The organism is Collimonas sp. (genome assembly GCF_044339385.1).
In the GTDB taxonomy this organism is placed as follows: domain Bacteria; phylum Pseudomonadota; class Gammaproteobacteria; order Burkholderiales; family Burkholderiaceae_D; genus Collimonas.
In genome coordinates, this window is record NZ_JBIIVN010000007.1 from 1 (window position 1) to 20,810 (window position 20,810).

Annotated in this window: 17 protein-coding genes; 6 read left to right on the forward strand and 11 right to left on the reverse strand. The window is 56.8% G+C overall.

Translation table 11 applies throughout. The features are described from left to right. Positions 1-167: 167 nt before the first annotated feature. On the reverse strand, positions 168-371 hold the full coding sequence (locus ACIQ0R_RS01040; protein ID WP_395822821.1) for a cold-shock protein: 204 nt from the start codon (positions 369-371) through the stop codon (positions 168-170). 330 nt (positions 372-701) lie between these two features. On the opposite strand from ACIQ0R_RS01040, the gene clpS reads away from it, so the two are divergent. Together clpS and clpA are read left to right on the forward strand one after the other, a co-directional pair. Beyond that, on the forward strand, positions 702-1,010 hold the full coding sequence (gene clpS, locus ACIQ0R_RS01045) for an ATP-dependent Clp protease adapter ClpS (RefSeq protein ID WP_395822823.1): 309 nt from the start codon (positions 702-704) through the stop codon (positions 1,008-1,010). Next, positions 1,007-3,307, forward strand: coding sequence for an ATP-dependent Clp protease ATP-binding subunit ClpA (gene clpA, locus ACIQ0R_RS01050; protein WP_395822825.1), 2,301 nt, complete (start codon positions 1,007-1,009; stop codon positions 3,305-3,307). The genes clpS and clpA overlap by 4 nt, the downstream gene beginning before the upstream one ends. 163 nt (positions 3,308-3,470) lie before the next feature. On the opposite strand, the gene ACIQ0R_RS01055 is transcribed toward clpA, so the two are convergent. The 9 genes from ACIQ0R_RS01055 to ACIQ0R_RS01095 all read right to left on the reverse strand — a co-directional run bounded on the left by ACIQ0R_RS01055 (position 3,471) and on the right by ACIQ0R_RS01095 (position 13,166). Next, complete coding sequence (locus ACIQ0R_RS01055; RefSeq protein ID WP_395822827.1) at positions 3,471-4,571, reverse strand: M48 family metalloprotease; 1,101 nt, start codon at positions 4,569-4,571, stop codon at positions 3,471-3,473. Between the two features lie 11 nt (positions 4,572-4,582). After that, positions 4,583-5,032, reverse strand: coding sequence for a dUTP diphosphatase (dut, locus tag ACIQ0R_RS01060; RefSeq protein WP_395822829.1), 450 nt, complete (start codon positions 5,030-5,032; stop codon positions 4,583-4,585). A gap of 142 nt (positions 5,033-5,174) precedes the next feature. Further along, a complete protein-coding gene (gene coaBC, locus ACIQ0R_RS01065; RefSeq protein ID WP_395822832.1) occupies positions 5,175-6,395 on the reverse strand; it encodes a bifunctional phosphopantothenoylcysteine decarboxylase/phosphopantothenate--cysteine ligase CoaBC in 1,221 nt (406 codons plus the stop codon). 162 nt (positions 6,396-6,557) lie between these two features. After that, positions 6,558-7,067: a signal peptidase II gene (lspA, locus tag ACIQ0R_RS01070; protein WP_395822834.1), complete on the reverse strand. Its 510-nt coding sequence runs from the start codon at positions 7,065-7,067 to the stop codon at positions 6,558-6,560. A gap of 134 nt (positions 7,068-7,201) precedes the next feature. Next, complete coding sequence (gene ileS, locus ACIQ0R_RS01075) at positions 7,202-10,099, reverse strand: isoleucine--tRNA ligase (protein ID WP_395822836.1); 2,898 nt, start codon at positions 10,097-10,099, stop codon at positions 7,202-7,204. A 73-nt stretch (positions 10,100-10,172) separates the two neighbouring features. Then, positions 10,173-11,174, reverse strand: coding sequence for a bifunctional riboflavin kinase/FAD synthetase (locus ACIQ0R_RS01080; protein WP_395822838.1), 1,002 nt, complete (start codon positions 11,172-11,174; stop codon positions 10,173-10,175). A 280-nt stretch (positions 11,175-11,454) separates the two neighbouring features. Next, on the reverse strand, positions 11,455-11,919 hold the full coding sequence (locus ACIQ0R_RS01085) for a YidB family protein (RefSeq protein WP_395822840.1): 465 nt from the start codon (positions 11,917-11,919) through the stop codon (positions 11,455-11,457). Positions 11,920-12,184: 265 nt separating this feature from the next. Beyond that, the gene (locus ACIQ0R_RS01090) at positions 12,185-12,910 is read right to left on the reverse strand and encodes a 16S rRNA (uracil(1498)-N(3))-methyltransferase (RefSeq protein ID WP_395822842.1); all 726 of its coding nucleotides are present in this window, start codon (positions 12,908-12,910) and stop codon (positions 12,185-12,187) included. An 82-nt stretch (positions 12,911-12,992) separates the two neighbouring features. Beyond that, on the reverse strand, positions 12,993-13,166 hold the full coding sequence (locus tag ACIQ0R_RS01095) for a hypothetical protein (RefSeq protein WP_395822844.1): 174 nt from the start codon (positions 13,164-13,166) through the stop codon (positions 12,993-12,995). A 364-nt stretch (positions 13,167-13,530) separates the two neighbouring features. Between ACIQ0R_RS01095 and tkt the strand changes: the two genes are divergently transcribed. The 4 genes from tkt (at position 13,531) to ACIQ0R_RS01115 (ending at position 17,843) form a co-directional block, all read left to right on the forward strand. Beyond that, complete coding sequence (gene tkt, locus ACIQ0R_RS01100; RefSeq protein ID WP_395822846.1) at positions 13,531-15,525, forward strand: transketolase; 1,995 nt, start codon at positions 13,531-13,533, stop codon at positions 15,523-15,525. Further along, the gene (locus ACIQ0R_RS01105) at positions 15,522-16,097 is read left to right on the forward strand and encodes a GNAT family N-acetyltransferase (protein WP_395822848.1); all 576 of its coding nucleotides are present in this window, start codon (positions 15,522-15,524) and stop codon (positions 16,095-16,097) included. Before tkt ends, ACIQ0R_RS01105 begins: the two co-directional genes overlap by 4 nt. A 220-nt stretch (positions 16,098-16,317) precedes the next feature. Then, positions 16,318-17,331: a type I glyceraldehyde-3-phosphate dehydrogenase gene (gene gap, locus ACIQ0R_RS01110; protein ID WP_395822850.1), complete on the forward strand. Its 1,014-nt coding sequence runs from the start codon at positions 16,318-16,320 to the stop codon at positions 17,329-17,331. A gap of 146 nt (positions 17,332-17,477) precedes the next feature. After that, positions 17,478-17,843, forward strand: coding sequence for a hypothetical protein (locus ACIQ0R_RS01115; protein ID WP_395822852.1), 366 nt, complete (start codon positions 17,478-17,480; stop codon positions 17,841-17,843). Here the strand turns inward: ACIQ0R_RS01115 and glnE are convergent. Then, entirely contained in the window at positions 17,840-20,593 is a 2,754-nt protein-coding gene (gene glnE / locus ACIQ0R_RS01120; protein WP_395822854.1) for a bifunctional [glutamate--ammonia ligase]-adenylyl-L-tyrosine phosphorylase/[glutamate--ammonia-ligase] adenylyltransferase, read from the reverse strand. The two genes, ACIQ0R_RS01115 and glnE, sit on opposite strands and share 4 nt — an antisense overlap. Between the last annotated feature and the right edge of the window lie 217 nt (positions 20,594-20,810).

Consider the following 20,810-nt stretch of genomic DNA (forward strand, 5'->3'; position numbering starts at 1 on the left):
CAGCATTCGACGCTTGGCTATCGTTCACCCTGCCAGTATTTAGATGACAGGCTCACTGAGCAACATCAGGAAAAACAGGCGGCATAAAAGCCACCTGTTGGAAGACGAAAAATCGAGGGAAGCTCAGTTTTTCACAAAAGCTGCTTAATAGACACGCATCGCGAAAATTAAGGAGCCTGGATGTTAGAAGCTTGCTTGCCTTTAGTGCCTTGCGTGACTTCGAACTGGACTTTTTGACCTTCTTTGAGAGTCTTGAAGCCGTTCATCTGGATTGCCGAAAAGTGAGCAAACAAATCTTCACCGCCGTCATCCGGAGTGATAAAGCCGAAGCCCTTAGAATCGTTGAACCACTTGACTGTACCTGTTGCCATAAAATAGCGTCTTTCAAATAATGACTAATCACACGAGCCGTAAAAGCAAGAAGCCTCGCGTAACGTTGCCCCTTCTAGAACTTGCTCACTTCTATCAACAAGCAAAACTGCACTCATCAATGAATGTCATTGTTCTCGTTAAAAATAAAAAAGTCAAGTAATTTCCAATTTACAATTAAATTTGTTGTTTTGGAATGTTTCGACCCCCCTTTGATTTAATCTGTTTTAACGTCATCTGCATAGCATTAAGAAAGCGCGTAATATCGATATGTACATTAATTATTCAGCGTTGCGCGTTGCGCATTTGTCGGAAGGTTTTAGAATAGGCGCATGGTAACCAAGCACGAAGACGGGACATTAGCGACGCGGCAGGAGCAGAAGCTCAAGCCGCCTCCCATGTATCAGGTATTTCTGTTGAATGATGACTACACCCCAATGGAATTTGTAGTTGCTATCCTCCAAGAGTACTTCAACAAGGATCGCGAAGCCGCGACGCAGATAATGCTAAAGGTGCATCGCGATGGCAAAGGCATGTGTGGTGTATATCCCAAAGATATTGCATCCACAAAAGTTGAACTGGTATTAACGCACGCACGCAAAGCAGGGCATCCCCTGCAATGCATGATGGAGGAAGCATGATTGCGCAGGAATTGGAAGTAAGTTTGCACATGGCGTTTGTCGAAGCACGACAAGCACGGCACGAGTTCATCACGGTTGAACATTTGCTGTTGGCCTTGCTCGACAATCCGTCTGCGGCCGAAGTGCTGCGGGCGTGTGCTGTCAACATTGACGATATGCGCAAGACGCTGACTATCTTCATTGGCGACAATACGCCGACGGTACCGGGTTCGAACGAGGTTGATACTCAGCCGACTCTCGGTTTTCAGCGCGTGATCCAACGCGCCATCATGCATGTGCAATCGGCTTCCAACGGCAAGAAGGAAGTCACTGGCGCCAACGTGCTGGTGGCGATCTTCGGCGAGAAGGATTCGCATGCCGTGTATTACCTGCACCAGCAAGGCGTGACGCGTCTGGACGTGGTCAACTTCATTTCGCACGGCGCGCGCAAGGATCATCAGACCGATGCGCAGAAGTCTTCTGAAGTTGCCGAAGAGGTGCAGGCCGAAGGCCAGGTCAAGGAAAGTCCGCTCGACCAGTTTACGCAAAACCTGAACAAGCTTGCTAGCGAGGGCAAGATCGATCCGCTGATCGGCCGCGAGTACGAAGTCGAACGTGTGATCCAGACCTTGTGCCGTCGCCGTAAAAATAATCCATTGCTGGTTGGCGAAGCCGGCGTCGGCAAGACCGCGATTGCCGAGGGTCTGGCATGGCGCATCACCCAGGGCGAAGTGCCTGAAATTCTGCAGAACGCCATCGTGTATTCGCTCGATATGGGGGCACTGCTGGCGGGCACCAAATATCGCGGCGATTTCGAGCAGCGCCTGAAAGCCGTCCTCAAGCAATTGAAGGACAGCCCGCACGGCATCCTGTTCATCGATGAGATTCATACCATCATTGGCGCAGGTTCGGCTTCGGGCGGCACACTGGATGCCTCCAATCTGCTGAAGCCGGCATTGTCGAGCGGTCAGCTGAAGTGCATCGGTGCCACGACTTATACCGAGTTCCGTGGTGTGTTCGAGAAAGATCATGCATTGTCGCGGCGCTTCCAGAAGATCGATGTCAACGAACCGACCGTCGAGCAAACCGTGCAAATCCTGCGCGGTTTGAAGTCGCGCTTTGAAGAGCATCACGGCGTCAAGTATTCCGCCTCGGCACTGACCAGCGCTGCAGAACTTGCGGCGCGGTTTATCAACGATCGTCATCTGCCGGACAAGGCCATTGATGTCATCGACGAAGCTGGTGCGGCACAACGCATCCTGCCGAAGTCAAAACAGAAGAAGACCATCGGCAAAGGCGAGATCGAAGACATCATCGCCAAGATTGCGCGGATTCCGCCGCAGTCGGTCAATCAGGATGACCGCAGTAAACTACAAACCATCGACCGCGATTTGCGTAATGTGGTGTTCGGTCAGGATCCGGCGATTGATGCACTGGCGTCGGCGATCAAGATGGCGCGTGCCGGCCTCGGCAAGACCGATCGTCCGATCGGCTCCTTCCTTTTCTCCGGTCCGACCGGCGTCGGCAAGACCGAGGTTGCCAAGCAGTTGGCTTTCATCATGGGCATCGATCTGATTCGTTTCGACATGTCGGAATACATGGAGCGGCATGCCGTGAGCCGTTTGATCGGCGCCCCGCCTGGCTATGTCGGTTTCGATCAGGGCGGTTTGCTGACCGAAGCGGTGACCAAGAAGCCGCATGCGGTGTTGCTGCTTGATGAGATCGAAAAGGCGCATCCGGATATTTTCAATATCCTGTTGCAGGTGATGGACCACGGCGCATTAACCGACAACAACGGGCGCAAGGCTGACTTCCGTAACGTCATCATCATCATGACCACCAATGCTGGTGCAGAAAGCCTGCAGAAGCGGTCGATCGGCTTCACCGACAAAAAAGAAGCCGGCGACGAGATGGCAGATATCAAGTGGATGTTTACGCCAGAGTTCCGCAATCGTATCGATTCCATTATCAGTTTCCGTGCACTGGATGAAGAGGTGATTCTGCGCGTGGTTGATAAATTCCTGATGCAACTCGAAGAGCAGTTGCACGAGAAAAAAGTGGAGGCGGTCTTTACCGAAAAGTTGCGCAAGTTCTTGGCGCGCAAGGGCTTCGATCCGCTGATGGGCGCACGGCCGATGTCGCGTCTGATCCAGGACATGATCCGTAAGGCGCTGGCTGACGAGCTTTTGTTTGGTAAGCTGGTGAGTGGTGGGCGTGTGACGGTCGATCTTGACGACAAGGATCAGATCAGTCTCGATTTTGGTGAGGAAGATGCATCCTCGCCGTCGGCGCCGGAAGAGACGGTTGAAGTGGAGTAATCGCTGCTTTTGCTTGAGCCAGATAAAAAGCCTGAATCCACGAAAGTGATTCAGGCTTTTTTACATTTTTACGCTTTAACGCTTTAACGCTAGGTTCCAGCCCATTCTTTTGCTACCGCCACCTCACCGGTACGCAGGTAAGGGCGTTGGCACTAGCCGTGGCCTAAGGCAGAATGGTGCTGCCGCTGGCCTGCTTGGCCTCAATATCTGAGACGGTCTGCTCAATGGCCGCGATACGATAAGTTGTAGCAGGATGGATCGCCGTGTAACCGTTGAGCACGGTCGCTGGATATTGCGTGGCCAGGCGTTGCCAGAATGCCGCTGCATTGTCGACCTTATAGCCTGCGCGCGCCACCATGTACAGAGCCAGCTTGTCGGCTGCTGCATCGAGCTGCTGCGGATATGGCTTGACGCCAGCGGCACCGCTCAATTGGGCGCTATCCGGACGCAGACGCACCAGATTGTCGATCACCCCGGAGAGGGTTGCGGTGAGCCGTTGCCGGGCCGGATGGGTGAGCGTGTTGTGTGCCATTTCCTTGGCGATCACATAGGCCAGTTCATCGTCGCTACGGACGTATTTCATCATGCCGGCGCTGATCAGAACGCGTCGGCCATCGGCATAACTGATCACGTTGTCGGTGTTGCCCAGTTCGATGCCGAATGCACAGGCGCGAGTCAGCGGCACGGTCAGAGTCTGGTTGCTGCCGCTACGCGCGATCATGACCTTGATGTTGCTGCGGCTGTTGACTAGCGGGCCGAGCATCAGTGCGGTCTGGCGTTCAGCATCGGCACCGGTTGGAACTGGTTTGTCCTGGATGGCCAGCAGCAGGTCGCCGCGCTGCAAGCCGACTTTGGCTGCGCCGCTGCCAGCCAGCACGCCGGTCACTTGCAATTGGTCGGTGAGGCCGAGCGAGGCGGCGGCGTCGATGAATTCCGCAGTGTAGGAGAATTTCGTCTTGGCTGTGAAGCCGAGCAGGCTGCGTGCGTTGTTACGACACAGCACTGCGTTATTGACCAGCAGCGGGGCTACTACGTCGTATAACCTGTCTTGCAGCGCAACCAGGTTTTTCAGCTCGGCCTGTTGTGGCGTTACTACCGGTGCGGCTGGCTTGGGTGGCGCCGACGGCTTGTCTGTGCTGGCTGTATGAGTGGGGGCGGAAGTGGGTGCTTCCGGGGTGGCGCAGGCTGCCAGCAACAGCACTGGCAATGTCACTGCGGCATAACGCTTGACTTCCTGCCATCTCAGGCGACGTGTCAATCTCATTAATTTCTCCATCAATGTTTTCCGGTGCCGCCGAAGCCGCCTGCGCCGCGTTCGCTGCTCTCGAAATCTTGTACGACATTAAAACGAACCCGCGCGACTGGTACGATAATCAGTTGTACCAGACGCTCCATCGGGTTAAGGGTGAATTCGGTTTGGCCGCGATTCCAGGTCGATACCATCAGCTGGCCTTGGTAATCAGAGTCGATCAGGCCCACCAGGTTCCCCAGCACGATGCCATGTTTGTGGCCCAGCCCGCTGCGCGGCAAGATCATGGCGGCGTACGCGGGGTCGCCGATGTGAATCGCTAGACCGGTTGGAATCAGGTGTGTTTCACCGGGTTTGATCGTCACAGGGGCATCCAGACAAGCGCGCAGGTCGAGTCCGGCGCTGCCTTCGGTGGCGTAGGCTGGTAATTGATCTTGCATGCGTGGGTCGAGGATTTTGACGTCGATGATATTCATTGAATTTTGTAACAATCTGTATAAATTAAATAATTAGGGTGTGCGGGGCAAATGAAGCGCTGACAAGCGTGGGCTTGTCAGCAGTTCTTACCACCAGCTCTGATTTTTGATATCGCTTGCCGAGGCTCAGGCCGACCGTGAACTAACCAGTAAGACGTGCGGCGATGGCCGCGATCAACTGCCGCGCCAGTTGCTGTTTACCGGCTCGCGGCAGATGGGTGTGGCCGTTTGCGTCAAACAACACCAATTGGTTATCATCCTTGCCAAACGTATCGTGGCCGATATTGCCGACCAACAGCGGTACTTTTTTTCTGGCGCGTTTGGCCTCGCCATATTGCAGCAGATTTTCCGATTCGACAGCAAAACCGACACAGTACGGCGGTTTTGGCAGCGCCGCAACTGTTGCCAGAATATCGGGGTTTTGTTCAAATACCAATGCCGGTGCGCTGCCGTTGGCATTCTTCTCCAGTTTCTGCGGGCTGGCATTGGCGACGCGCCAGTCGGCAACCGCAGCCACAGCGACGAATATATCGATAGCGCCAGCGCTGTCGGCGCTTTGGCTTGTGAGCTGGTGCATGACGATATCGTGCATCTGTTGTGCGGTTTGCACACTGATGCGGCGCACACCATATGGCGTGGCAAGTGCGGTCGGTCCCGACACCAGCGTCACTTCGGCGCCGGCTTCGCAGGCAGCGCGTGCAAGCGCGTAGCCCATTTTTCCTGATGATAGATTAGTGATGCCGCGCACCGGATCGATCGGCTCGAAAGTCGGGCCGGCGGTCAGCAGCAGGCGTCTACCTTGGAGCAGTTTGGGCTGGAACCAGGCAATTATTTCTGCCAACAATTGATCGGCTTCCAGCATACGGCCCATGCCGACTTCGCCGCAGGCCTGTTCGCCGGCACCGGGGCCGAGCAACCGGATGCCATCCTCTAGCAATTGCTTGGCGTTGCGTTGGGTTGCTGGGTTTTGCCACATTTCCACGTTCATCGCTGGTGCGATCAACAGTGGCAGCGTGGCTGGTCGTGCTACGCATAGCGTTGATAACAAGTCGTCGCAGGCGCCATGCGCCAGCTTCGACATGAAGTCGGTCGAGCAGGGGGCGATCACGATGGCGTCGGCGTCGCGGCTCAGGTCGATGTGCGGCATGTTGTTGCCGATACGCGCATCCCATTGATCGGTGAACACCGGCTTGCCTGATAAGCCTTGCATGGTTACCGCTGTAATGAAATGGGTAGCCGCAGTGGTCATCACTACCTGCACAGACGCGCCCGCCTTGATCAATGCGCGAGTAAGTTCCGCCGCCTTGTAGCAGGCAATGCCGCCGGTCAGTCCCAGTACGATTCTTTTATCCGCGAGATCCATGTTTACTCCTGGAGGGGGAAGGGCGCTTGCTTGGTTTTTTAACGCAATGTCCAATGCAAGTTAACAGCAAGAACGCATAGATTTCTCAACTGCCGTCATTCCTGCGAAAGCGGGAATGACGGCAGTTGATGCGTTGTGAAAAATTGGCTTTGGTGGCTATATTTACTTATTGACGCGCCGAAGCTCATCAATAATGAACAATACCGCACCGACGCAGATTGCGCTGTCGGCGACATTGAATGCCGGCCAGTGCCAGTTACCTAAATAGAAATCGAGAAAATCGATAACGTGGCCATAGGCGATACGATCGACCACGTTGCCGATGGCGCCGCCCAGAATCAGCGCCAGTGCAGCGCAGAACATGCGTTGCCCGGCGTGTCGCTTCAGTAAGAAGATGATGAACAGCGCAGCGCCGATGCCGATGGCGGTGAACAGATGACGTTGCCAGCCTGATTCTGTCGACAGGAAGCTAAATGCAGCGCCCTTGTTGTAGACCAGTACCAGATTGAAGAAGGATGTCACCGGATGCCATTCGCCGTAGCTGAACAGGCGGACAATCGTGATTTTGGTCAATTGGTCTAACAGCAATACCAGCGCGGCAATGCCGAGCCACGGCGCCAGGCCGTATTTGGAGGAGGAGGCTGCGGCGGAAGAGCGTTTTTTAGTGGCCATGTTTGGATCGTATCGGTTGTCAGCTCAGAATGAATCGGTGCATCAATGTACGAGAAGCGAACGCGGCATGGATTTAGTCTGTAGACGATTTCAGGTCGCGTTCGGTGATTGCAGTTGCCGGTGCAGTTGTTTGCTTACGCAAAGTGGCGATGCTCGCCGCTGCCGAACAGATTGGCGACGCAGCGTCCGCACAGCCCTGGATGTTCAGGGTGGCTGCCGACATCGGCACGATAGTGCCAGCAGCGCTCGCACTTCTGCTGGGCCGACGGGGTTACCAGAATCGCCTCTTCGGTTTCGGTTGCCACTTCCGTGACGATGGCGCTGGAAGTGATCAGGACGAATTTCAGATCGTCGCCGAGACTGCTTAGCAGCGCGTATTTAGCAGCGCTGGCCTTGATTTCCACTTCCGCCTGCAGCGACGAACCAATGCCGCCACCGACACGTACCTCCTCCAGTTGCTTGGTGACGTCGGCACGCACCGCGCGTATTGCATTGAATTTGGCGACCAGAGCGGCAGCATCATCGATTTCCGGCAGCGCGTAGTAGGTTTGCGTGAAAATGGTTTCATCGCTGGCCGCGTACGCTTCTGGGCTGGCAAAGAACGACCAGGCTTCTTCCGCGGTGAACGACAAAGTCGGTGCCATTACGCGCAGCAGCGCCTGGGTGCTATGCCAGATCGCAGTTTGCGCAGAACGCCGGGCCGGCGACGTGACACCGCTGGTGTAGAGGCGATCCTTGAGGATGTCGAGATAGAAGCCGCCCAGATCTTCCGAGCAGTACATCTGCAGTTTCGAGATTACCGGATGGAATTCATAGGTCTGGTAGTGCTGCAGAATGTCGGCTTGCAGCTGCGTCATGCTGGCGATTGCGTAGCGGTCGATTTCCAGCAGGTCGGCGATTGGCACCGCGTCTTTCAGCGGATCGAAATCGGATGTGTTGGCCAGCAGGAAGCGCAGCGTGTTGCGGATGCGCCGATACGACTCGGTGACACGTTTGAGGATCTCTTCGGAGATCGTGATTTCGCCCGAGTAATCGCTGGAAGCAACCCACAGGCGCAGGATTTCGGCACCCAGCGTGTCTGCTACCTTTTGCGGTTCGACGCCGTTCTTCAACGATTTCGACATCTTGCGGCCTTCGCCGTCAACGACGAAGCCGTGCGTCAGCAGTGCATCGTAAGGGGCGCGCCCGTTGAGCATGGAGGAAGTCAGCAGCGACGAGTGGAACCAGCCGCGATGTTGGTCGGAACCTTCCAGATAGAGGTCAGCCGGGAATTGCGACTGCGCCGCGTGCGAACCGCGTAATACGGTCTGGTGCGTGCTGCCGGAATCGAACCAGACGTCCAGTGTGTCTTGGTTCTTGATGTAGTCGTCGGCATCGTCGCCCAGCAATTCGCGCGGATCGAGTGACTGCCAGGCTTCGATGCCATGTTGTTCAATGCGTTTGGCGATCTGCTCCAGCAGCTCTGGCGTACGCGGGTGCAACTGGCCGCTTTCCTTGTGCACGAAGAATGCCATCGGCACGCCCCATTGGCGTTGCCGCGACAGCGTCCAGTCGGGGCGGTTGGCGATCATGCCGTGCAGGCGTGCTTTGCCCCAGGCAGGGAAGAATGCGGTGGCTTCGATCGCTTGCAGTGCGGTGCTGCGCAGGCTCGGATGGCCGTCTTGCGGCAGATTGTCCATGCTGGCGAACCACTGTGAGGTGGCGCGATAGATGATCGGTGTCTTGTGGCGCCAGCAATGCATGTAGCTGTGCTCAAACATGACCAGCTTGAACAGCGCGCCGACTTCTTTCAGCTTGCTGCAGATCGGCTTCGAGGCTTCCCAGATGGTCATGCCGGCAAAGAACGGCAGCCACGAGGCAAATTTGCCGTCTGCCATGACCGGGCTGATGATGTCGTCGTCCTTGATGCCATGCGCCTTGCACGAGATAAAGTCTTCGATACCGTAGGCTGGGGCCGAATGGACGATACCGGTGCCGCTGTCGGTGGTGACGTAGTCGCCGAGATAGATTGGCGACAGGCGGTCGTAGCCTGGGTCCGTAGCGGCCAGAGGGTGTTTGAAATTGATCAGCGACAGCGCCTCGCCCTTGCAGGTGGCGATGATCTTGCCTTCCAGGCCGAAGCGTTGCAGGCTGCTCTCAGTCAGATCCTGCGCCAGGATCAGCAGTACAGGCGCACCGTTGCGTTCGCTCTGGATCAGGGCATAGTTGACTTCTGGATTGACGTTGAGCGCCTGGTTGGACGGGATAGTCCAAGGCGTAGTGGTCCAGATCACGATGTAGCCTTGCCCGGTCGGTAGCGATGCCAGGCCGAATGCTGCGGCGATTTTTGCCGGTTCAGCGAACGGAAAACCAACATCGATCGACGGATCGCGCTTGTCCTGGTATTCGACTTCCGCTTCGGCCAGCGCCGAACCGCAATCGAAGCACCAGTTGACCGGCTTCAGACCGCGATATACATAGCCCTTTTCCAGGATCGTGCCAAGCGCGCGCAACTCGTCTGCTTCGTTGCTGAAGGCCATGGTCTTGTATGGATTGTCCCACTCGCCGAGTATGCCCAGGCGGATGAAATCCTTGCGCTGCAGATCGATTTGCTGGTCGGCGTAGGCGCGCGCCTTGGCCTGTACTTCGGCCACCGGCAGGTTCTTGCCGTACTTTTTCTCGATCTGGATTTCGATCGGCATACCGTGACAATCCCAGCCCGGCACGTAAGGCGCATCGAAGCCGGCCATGTTGCGAGCCTTGACGATCATGTCCTTGAGAATTTTGTTGACGGCATGTCCTAGATGGATCTCCCCGTTGGCATAAGGCGGGCCGTCATGCAGGATGAATTTCGGACGGCCTTTGGAGGCCTTGCGGATCCGCTCGTAGACTTTCTTTTCTTGCCATTGCTTGATCCATTGGGGTTCACGCTTGGCGAGGTCGCCGCGCATCGGAAATGCGGTTTCGGTCATGTTGACCGGGTATTTGCTCTGCGCTTTGCCTTGCGGCTTGGCGGCTTTATTGTTTTCTGGTTTGCTTGGCTGATCGGACATAATTTTCTTCAATGGAATTCAGTGGAGCCTGCCCGTCGGCGGGCAGAGCGGAAGGAGGGATTGCCGACAAGGGTCAAATTCGATCTGTGGCCGCAGTCGGCGCACGCGTCGCGGGATTCATCGACTCGCCTGCCTGTTGGCGGAAATACGCCCGCGCATCGTCGACGTCACGGCTGATTGCCGCAGTCAGTGTCGGCAGGTCGACATATTTCTCCTCGTCGCGCAGCTTTTGCAAGAATTCAACTTGTATGAGCTTGCCGTAACAGTCGCCGTTGAAATCGAGCACATAACTTTCCAGCAATACCCGGCCGCTGTCATCGACAGTTGGACGGATACCGATGCTGGCCACAGCAGGTAACGGTTGCTCAGCCAATCCATGGACATTGACCACGAAAATCCCCGACAGCGCCGGCAGCTTGTGATTAACGCGTAGGTTGAGCGTTGGGAAACCGATAGTGCGGCCGAGTTTCTTGCCATGAACCACGTGTCCGGAAATCGCGTAGGGGTGACCAAGCAGGGCGCGCGCATGCTGGAAGTCGCCAGCCGCCAGCGCCGTGCGCACGGCAGACGACGAGACGCGGGCGCCTTGGTTCATGACTGTCGGCAAGGTTTCGACGTGGAAGCCATATGTTTTGCCGGCTTCGACCAAGGTTGTGATATTGCCCGCGCGGCGCGCGCCGAAGCAAAAATCCTCGCCGACCATCAGCCATTTGACATGCAAGCCTTCGACCAGCACCTTTTCGATGAAGTCTTGCGGCGACATGGCGGCAAAGCTGGTATTGAAGTGTTCGACGATGACGCGGTCGATACTGGCATGCGACAGCGATTCAAGCTTGTCGCGTAGGTTGGCTACGAGGGTCGGCATATTTTCCGGCTGTCCGGCGCGGCGCGCAAAAAATTCACGCGGGTGCGGCTCAAACGTCATCACGGCTGCGTCGAGGCCGAGTTCCGTGGCTGCCTTGCGGACGTGCGCAAGCAACACCTGATGACCACGGTGCACGCCGTCGAAATTGCCGATAGTGAGCGCGCACGGGGCGCGCGATTCGGCGTTGGGAAGTCCGCGAAATACTTTCATAGAAGTAGCCGAAATATTTGTCGCAAAAACCGTGGATTATAAATGCTTTCGGCGTTTAACCCCCCCCGCGAAGAAGTCGATTGGCAGGGGTTTGCGTACCTTAAAGTTGCGAAAAGCATCATTTTTCAGTAGATGGATACGGTCACTGCCGTTGCGACCTTATTGTATTTTAGATATGGGCGAGTACAGTCTCGGCAATCCGATTCTGCCAAAAAAAATCGCCCCTGGGGGCGATTGCCGGCGTCTGGCAATGTGTCAGCTTGCCAGGCGTTCGGTCGTTTCAAGCCTTTTTGTCGCCACCCAGCAGACCGCCCAACAAGCCTGCCAGATCGCCGATGCCGCCAGCCGGTTCTGTAACCTGGCCGTTCGGCGTCAGTTTGTCTACCAGACCTGGCAGAATTTCCGACAGGTGGCTGGCGGCTTCGTTCGGGGAAATGCCGGCCGCCTGGGCCAGTTCTTGCAAATGGCCGCCGCCCAGCACCTGTTGCACCTGATCCGGCGAAATCGCCTGGTTCTGACCGTTTCCGATCCACGACTGCACGACCGAGCCCAGGCCTGCACCTTCGAATGCGCTGAGGAGGCCGCCTGTGCCCGCTGCCTGGCCGGCAGCCGCGTCCGCGCCACCGCCTTGCAGGGCCTTCAGCAGGATCGGCAATGCAGCCGCGATCAACAGACTTTTCGGATCATTTGATTGTTGTTGACTGCCACCGCCAATTGCGCCAAGTATTGAATCTAATAGTCCCATAATATTCTCCAGAGTAATAATGCGATAAGTCGTCAAGGCAGAGTCTACGTCGTTGAAAAATACACAGCAGTTCAGGAAATCGATACTACAGCGCGGCAAGGGCTTTGAATAGTTGCAAAAGTGAAAACAATTGTGTCTTGGCTATCGTTGACTATCTCTTTCGCTACCCTTGGCGAACGTTACTAGTTTAGTCACACTTTAAATAATTGCTTAGAGCAAATTATAAAAACCATAGAAATAAACCGGTGCCTTGCAGCTAGTTCGTCTACATTTCGCCCCAGATGGCGTTGATGGCCGCTAGCGCAGCCAGTCCGGCGGTTTCCGTGCGCAGGATACGCGGTCCCATTGACAGCATCAGCGCACCCTGCGCGCAGGCCGCATCTTCTTCTGCGTCTGTGAATCCGCCTTCCGGGCCGATCAGCAACGCCAGCGCCTGCGGCGGATGATGGCGAGCCCAGTCCGACAGTGACTGCTCACCGCGCGGCGATAGCAGGATGCGCTTGTGCAGATCTTGCTGCCGTACCCAGTCGTTAAAAGGCGTCAGCGCTGCCAGATGTGGCATGCGGTTGCGGCCGCTCTGCTCGGCGGCGGCGACGATCACGGCTTGCCAATGGTTCTGCTTCTTTTCGGCCCGCTCGCTGCTCAGACGCACCACGCAACGCTGTGCGGCCAGCGGCTGGATGGCCGCCGCGCCGAGTTCGACTGCCTTCTCGATGATCCAGTCCAGTTTGGAAGATTCCGGCAGCGCCTGCGCCAGCGTGATCGCGTAAGGCAGTTCGACCTCGCGCGGCGAGAAAGTCTTGACCTCGGCGCTGACCCGTTTTTTTTCGATGCCGCTGATGGTAGCGGTATATTCGCCGCCCTCGCCGTTGAACAGAGTGATCGGCGTGCCGGCAGGCAGGCGCAGGACTTGTACATGGTGTGCAACCTGGTCCGGCAACGCCAGTTGCTGGCCGATTTCGAGAGCGGTTGGGACGTAGAAGCGAGGCATGACTTGAATATGTTCCTTGAATTCTTAGATTATCCGGTGGTAATCGGGATGATTATTGCCTGCTGGTTTGCCTGCTGGTTAATCAGTCATCCAGGCAGAAGTCATGCGGGCGGCGCTCAACAATGACTGTACCAAGAAAGAGACCTGATGCAATCTTGTTGTCATGGATGTCGGCAACCAGCGCCGGCAGCAACAAGCGGACCATCCCGAAGCCAAACAACCGCACTGCCAGCGCTACCACGGCCGATGCCAGCATATCCGGCAGATTGACGCTGCTGGCGATAAGCCCTGCATGGAGAAATGGATTAGTTGCAGGCCAGGTCGGCCTATTTGATACGGAAATTATGAGAGTGTCAATTGCATTTTCATTTGCTGTCTATATTCCATCCCATCCCATCCTGCCTCGTTCCGTTTTATTCAGTTCTATTGCGTTCTTCCGTGGCGCTGCCGAATTTTACTGTTCCGTAGCGCATAAGATGTGTGGTTTTGAACCGGGGAGCGGCGCATTTTGGTAAAATATCTGCCTTTGTGGCTGTTCTGATAACCGGTGCCGACACTGTCAGGCACGGTTCAGGATTCGCCGCCTACCAATTCACAACCATTGCCTACCCGCCCACACCATGACTTCCACACTCCCGACCACCAAGATGGCCAATGCGATTCGCGCACTGGCGATGGATGCAGTACAAAAAGTCAATTCCGGCCATCCCGGCATGCCGATGGGTATGGCAGAAATCGCGGTTGCCCTGTGGGCCAAGCATTACCGTCACAATCCGTCTAATCCGCACTGGTTCAACCGCGATCGTTTCGTTTTGTCGAACGGTCATGGTTCGATGCTGCAATACGCGTTGCTGCACCTGACCGGCTACGATCTGTCGATGGACGAAATCCGCAACTTCCGTCAAATGCATTCGAAGACCCCGGGCCATCCGGAAGTCGATATCACCCCAGGGATCGAAACCACTACCGGCCCGCTGGGGCAGGGCGTGACCAATGTGGTCGGTATGGCACTGGCAGAACGCCTGTTGGCGGCGGAATTCAATCGCCCCAATTTCCCGATCGTCGATCATTGCACCTATACTTTCGTCGGCGACGGCTGCCTGATGGAAGGTATTTCCCATGAAGCCTGTTCGCTGGCCGGCACATTGCGTCTGTCGAAACTGATCGCGTTGTACGATGATAACGGTATCTCGATTGACGGCCACGTTGAAGGCTGGTTCAAGGACGATACCCCGAAACGCTTCGAAGCCTATGGCTGGAACGTGATCCGCGCCGTCGACGGTCACAACGTTGAAGCCGTCAGCGCCGCTATCCACCAAGCCAAGCTGTCCGACAAGCCGACCCTGATCTGCTGCAAGACCGTGATCGGCAAGGGTTCGCCAAATCTGGCCGGCACCGACAAGGTGCACGGCGCGGCATTGGGCGATAAGGAAATCGCCGCCGTGCGCGACGCGCTGGGCTGGTCGTACGCGCCATTTGAAATCCCGGCCGATGTATATGAAGCATGGGATGCCAAGGCACAGGGCAAGCATTTCGAAGGCGACTGGAACGCGCTGTTCGCCGCCTACGCGGCCCAATTTCCGCAGCAAGCCAGCGAATTCACGCGCCGCATGAAGGGCGAGCTGCCAGGTAATTTCGAGCAGACCGTGAGCGCCTACATCGCTACCTGCGTCGAGAAGAAAGAAACCATCGCCACTCGCAAGGCCAGCCAGAACACCATCCAGGCCCTGGCGCCGGTGCTGCCGGAATTCCTCGGCGGTTCGGCCGACCTGACCGGCTCTAATCTGACTAACTGGAAGGAGTGCGTTGCCGTGCGCGCTGACCAGCCGGGTAATCACATCAATTATGGCGTACGCGAATTCGGCATGAGCGCAATGATGAACGGTATCGCCCTGCATGGCGGCTACATTCCGTTCGGCGCGACTTTCCTGACTTTCTCCGATTACAGCCGCAATGCACTGCGGATGGCGGCGCTGATGAAGATCCGCTCGATATTTGTGTTCACGCATGACTCTATCGGCCTTGGCGAAGATGGCCCGACCCACCAATCGGTGGAGCACGTATCGAGCCTGCGCCTGATCCCGCAACTGGACAACTGGCGTCCATGCGACACCGTCGAATCGGCAGTGGCATGGCAGCAGGCTGTGTTGCGCAAGAACGGTCCGAGCACCTTGATTTTCTCGCGTCAGAATTTGCAATACCAGGAACGCGATGCAGCGCAGATCGCCAACATCCAGCGCGGTGCTTACATCCTCAAGGATGCGCCGGACGCCAAGGCGATCCTGATCGCCACCGGTTCCGAAGTGGAACTGGCGATGCAATCGGCCGCGGCCCTGGAAAAAGAAGGCATTGCGGTACGCGTAGTGTCGATGCCTTGCGCCGACGTTTTTGATCGCCAGGAAGCGTCCTACAAGGCCAGCGTGCTGCAGCACGGCTTGCCGCGTGTGGCGATCGAAGCCGGCGTGACGGCGTTCTGGCACAAGTATGTAGGCCTGGAAGGTGCCGTGGTCGGTATCGATACCTTTGGCGAATCGGCTCCGGCCGGTGTGCTGTTCAAGCATTTCGGTTTCACTGTTGAAAACGTCGTGGCCAAAACTAAATTGGTACTGGCATGAATTTAAGAGCAGCCCGGGCTATCGGCAAGATGGACATCACCAACATCGTTGGCGATGTCGTCATTCGCCGCGCTACCGTTGCCGATGCGGGAGTGATCGCGGCGGTGCGCATCGACAGCTGGCGCGCCACATGTCGCGGCATCATTCCAGATGACTATCTGGATGGCATGAAGATCGAAGACAGCACCGCCATCTGGAGCCGCATCCTGGGCGCGACCTCGAATGCGGCGAACGTGTTCGTGGCCGAAGTCGACGGCGAGGTGTTAGGTTTTGCCGCTGGCATGACGCTCAAGGAAGCCAAGCTAGGCTTCGACTCCGAGCTGACCGCCATTTATCTCGAGCCGTCGGTACAGCGTGCCGGCATCGGTCGCAAGTTGGTGGCGCATGTGGCGGCAGCGTTGGCCGCCGCCGGCGCCAACAACATGCTGGTCTGGGTGTTGGCGGATAATCGCCCGGCGCGACAGTTTTACGAGATGCTGGGGGCAGAGCTGCTGGCCGAGCAGCCGTTCAACTGGGATGGTCTGGATTTGCAGGAAGCCGGTTATGGCTGGCGTACTATCAGAGTGAGTTGAAGCTGAGTAAAGTTGGAATATCGAACTGATGTTAAAACGATCCTGATTCCGGCAAAGGCGGGAAGCCATCTTGAATTCAAAATCGGTCCTTGCATGCGCGGCGACGATGTGTGACGTATCGATCCAGATACATAGATTCAGATGCATAGATTCAGATGCATAGATTTAACCGGTTGATGTAGTTGTAACAAATTTATTGTTAATACCTTAGGAGAAAACCATGACTATTCGCGTCGCCATCAATGGCTATGGCCGCATCGGCCGCAACATCCTTCGCGCCCATTACGAAGGCGGCAAAAAGCATGATATCGAGATCGTTGCCATCAACGACCTTGGCGATCCAAAAACCAACGCTCACCTGACACAGTACGATACTGCCCACGGCAAGTTCCCTGGCACCGTGACAGTTGACGGCGATTCGATCGTGGTCAATGGCGACCGTATCAAGGTATTGGCACAGCGCAATCCGGCCGAACTGCCATGGGGCGAATTGGGCGTTGACGTCGTGCTGGAATGCACCGGCTTCTTCACCACCAAGGAAAAAGCCAGCGCTCACATCAAGGGCGGCGCTAAGAAAGTCATTATTTCGGCACCGGGTGGCAAGGATGTTGATGCCACTGTCGTGTTCGGAGTTAACCACGGCGTGCTCAAGTCCAGCGACACCGTGATCTCCAATGCCTCCTGCACCACCAACTGCCTGGCGCCTCTGGTCAAGCCGTTGAACGACAAGATCGGCGTGTTGAACGGTTTGATGACGACCGTGCACTCCTACACCAATGACCAGGTACTGACTGACGTCTACCATGAAGACCTGCGCCGTGCCCGGTCCGCCACGATGAGCATGATTCCAGCCAAGACCGGCGCCGCTGCTGCTGTTGGCCTGGTGCTGCCGGAACTGAACGGCAAGCTGGATGGCTTCGCAATTCGCGTACCGACCATCAACGTGTCGCTGGTCGACCTGTCCTTCGTGGCTGCACGCGATACGACCGTCGAAGAAGTCAATGCCATCATGAAAGAAGCGTCGGAATCCGGCGCGCTGAAGGGCATTCTGACTTACAACGTCGAGCCGTTGGTATCGGTCGATTTTAACCACAACCCGGCGTCCTCGAACTTCGACTCGACGCTGACCAAGGTTTCGGGTCGCCTGGTTAAGGTGTCGAGCTGGTACGATAACGAGTGGGGTTTCTCGAACCGTATGCTCGATACCACGATTGCGCTGATGACAGCCAAGTAAGGCGAGCTTGCATAGCCAAAACGCCCCGCTTTTGTCGGGGCGTTTTTTGTGCGGAGGACACTTGCCGCCCACCCTGCGCGGTTGAGTTATCGTTGGCATATTTCAAATAAATTAAATTATTAATTTAACTTGTTGCGGGTGGCGATATGACGGTCAACGCAGATAGCAACGGCGATTTCGACACCATAGCGCGTTCGACCGTGCCGTCCGAATTGGCCGTCATGAAAGCGCTCCTGGAGTCTGAGCGGATACCGGCGTTCATCGTCGACGGCGGTATTTATCAGTTGTATTTTCTGATCGCGGTGGTAACTGGCGGTGCGCGGTTGCAGGTGGCCTCTGAATATGCCGCTGCTGCGCGGCGCATTCTGGCTGATTTCGCGGCTGGCCAGTTGATGATCGAGGAAGATGACAGCGCCGCCGAAGCCGAGGAACAAAAAAACATCGTACCCGCAGATAAGCCCAAGGGCCGCGCACTTGGCGCAGCCCTGCTGTTTTTCCTGGGTGGAGGTTAGCTAAAGATGCCGGCCCATAACTGTTTCACTACGGCGATTTCGGGGGCGATGCGGGGCGATGCGACGCGTGCCCGTTCTTCACCTTGCAAACGGATCTGGTGCTGCAACTTGCGGAAAGTCCGATAGGCATCGGCGACCTGAAGCGACAGCGCGGCATCGATCAGATCCAATTCCCCGCACAATTTCAACAAGGCGATATTGCCAATGTCGGCGGTCAGTTGCGGGTACGCTGCGGCGTGGCGCAGGATCAGGAACTGCACCATGAACTCGATATCGATCATGCCGCCGGCGTCATGCTTGAGATCGAAGCGGTCGCTGCGGTTGGGATGGGCATCGCGCATCTTTTGCCGCATTTCTTGCACTTCCCGCTGTAGCGCGACGGTATCGCGTTCTTGGCGCAGTACTTGCTCACGCAAGGTTTCAAAACGCTCGCCGATGGCGGCATCACCGGCGCAGAAGCGGGCTCGGGTCAAGGCCTGATGTTCCCACAGCCATGCCGATTCGCGTTGATATTTCTCGAACTTGGCAAACGACGACACCAGCAAGCCGCTGGCGCCGTCCGGACGCAGGGCGATGTCGATATCGAACAGGATCCCAGCTGGCGTGTGGCTGGTCATCCAGGTGATGAAACGTTGCGCCAGCTTGGCATACAGTGCCGGACCATCCTGGTCCTCGTCGTCGTACAGGAATACCACGTCCAGATCGGACACATAGCCGAGTTCTTTGCCGCCGAGCTTGCCGTAGGCGATAACGGTGAAGCGCGGCGTGTCGCGGCGGCGCCCCGGCATCATGTCCCAGATCGCCTGCACCGTGGCGGCGACCAGAATGTCGCCCAGGATCGACAGGTGATCGGCCAGGGCCTCCACGCTCAGCATACCTTCCAGGTCTTGCGCCAGCAGCCGGAACTGTTGAGCATGATGCATTTCACGCAGCAGGTCCATCTGTCTTTCGGTATCGCCCGGAGCGCTCTCTAACTGACGGCGGCATTCCAGCGCGAATTCCGGCCAGTCGGGGGCGGCGTTCAAGCTACGCGGATCGAGAAGTTCGTCCAGCAGAATCGGATGTTGGGTCAGGTATTGGGCGGCCCAGCCGCTGGCGCTGATCATGCGGATCACCCGGTGCAGGGTGGCTGGATATTCGGTCAGTAGCGCCAGATAAGCGGCACGGCGGGCGATCGCCTCGAGCAAATCCAGCAAGCGGCTCAGGGTTGGCAGATGCCTTTCTGGCTCTGGAATCGCGGCGATGACCGGCAGCGCAGCATTGACCAGCGCCAGCAGCCGGCTGCGGCTGGCCAGCGGCAGGTTTTGGACACGAGTTGATTGCCAGGTAGTCGATAGCCGCTGGGCAGCAGCCGAGGCGTCGGAAAAACCGCAATGGGTGAGCACGATGGCAATCGTTTCGCGATTGTCGGTGTCGCTCAATGTATGCAGCACATTGTCTTCTTCGTTCCAGTCCTGCTGGCCATGCTGGCCGATGCGGCCGCTGAGCTTGTCTTTGAATATGTCATCGAACTGGGCATCGACCAGCGTCCGATGCTGATCCAGTACTTGCATCAGCGAAGGCACGTCGGCAAACCCCATGGTCTGCGCGATGATCAGACAATCGGCCGGATTGGTCGGGAAGGTATGGGTTTGCGCATCGTCCAGATATTGCAGCCGGTGCTCCAGGTTACGCAGGAAATCATAGGCCAGCAGCAACTTGTCTACCACCTCGGCGTCGAGCAGGTTCTTGCAAGCCAGCGTGCGCAAGGTGGCGCGGGTAGAACGATCGCGCAGATCGGTATCGCGGCCGCCGCGTATCAACTGGAACACTTGTGCCAGAAATTCGATCTCGCGGATGCCGCCGCGTCCTAACTTGACGTTGTTGCTGCGCTCTGGATGCAGCGCCTCCAGCCGCTTCACTTCGTTACGGATCTGTGCGTGCATCGAACGCATCGCGTCGATCGAGCCGAAATCCAGGTAACGGCGAAATACGAATGGGCGGCTGATGCTCTCCAGCGCGGCGATGTCCTCGGCACGGCCGGTCAGCGCACGTGCCTTGCACCAGGCGTAACGTTCCCATTCGCGGCCCTGCGTCACCAGATAGGTTTCGACCATGTTGAAATTGGCCACCAACGGCCCCGACGCACCGTTTGGCCGCAGCGCCATGTCGACCCGGAAAGTAAAGCCGTCTTCAGTGATCTCAGACAGTGCGCCGATCAGTTTCTTGCCTAGCCGGGTGAAGAATTCCTGATTGGATAATGAACGCTGGTCAGCGCTTGTGGTGCGCGTGTCGCCATCTTCCGGATAGGCGAAGATGAGGTCGATATCAGACGACACGTTGAGTTCGCAGCCGCCCAGTTTGCCCATGCCCAGCACGATTAACTCTTGCGGCCGGCCCGATTCTTCGCCATAAGGCGTGCCATGCAGCGCCACCAGATCGGCGGTCAGCGCTGTCAGATGGGTCTGCACCGCGGATTCGGCAAACGACGTGATGGCGCTGACGACTTCTTCGAGGTCGGCGCGCCCTTGCAAATCGCGCTCGATCAGCGTGCACACCAGCAGGTTACGCAGCCTGCGCATGGCGCGCGGTAACGGCATGCCGGATTCTGTTTCATTTTGTAACAGACGGCTGAACTGCGTTGGCCCGAAGGTGAATCTTGTCGGAGGAGCGGCCAGTTCGGCAACCAAGGCGGCGCGACCAGCTTCGGCATTTATCCAACGTTGGTAGAAACGCGAGGCGGTGGTGGTGATGATGAGGGATGGGGTCACGGATTTGGCGATGAAATGAGGAAAATTGGCGGGAAATACCGGCGCGGCTAGCGCTTATCAGTTTTTTAGCTACGAGTATGTCGATCCATGCGAACATATGGGCTGGTGGCTTGTCGAAACGCAGAGCTTTGCCGATTTGGCAAATATTCTGGAGTACGAAAGCTTGCCACCCTGAAATCGATCAGATGCAGCCGATTTATTCTACCTTGAGTTGCTA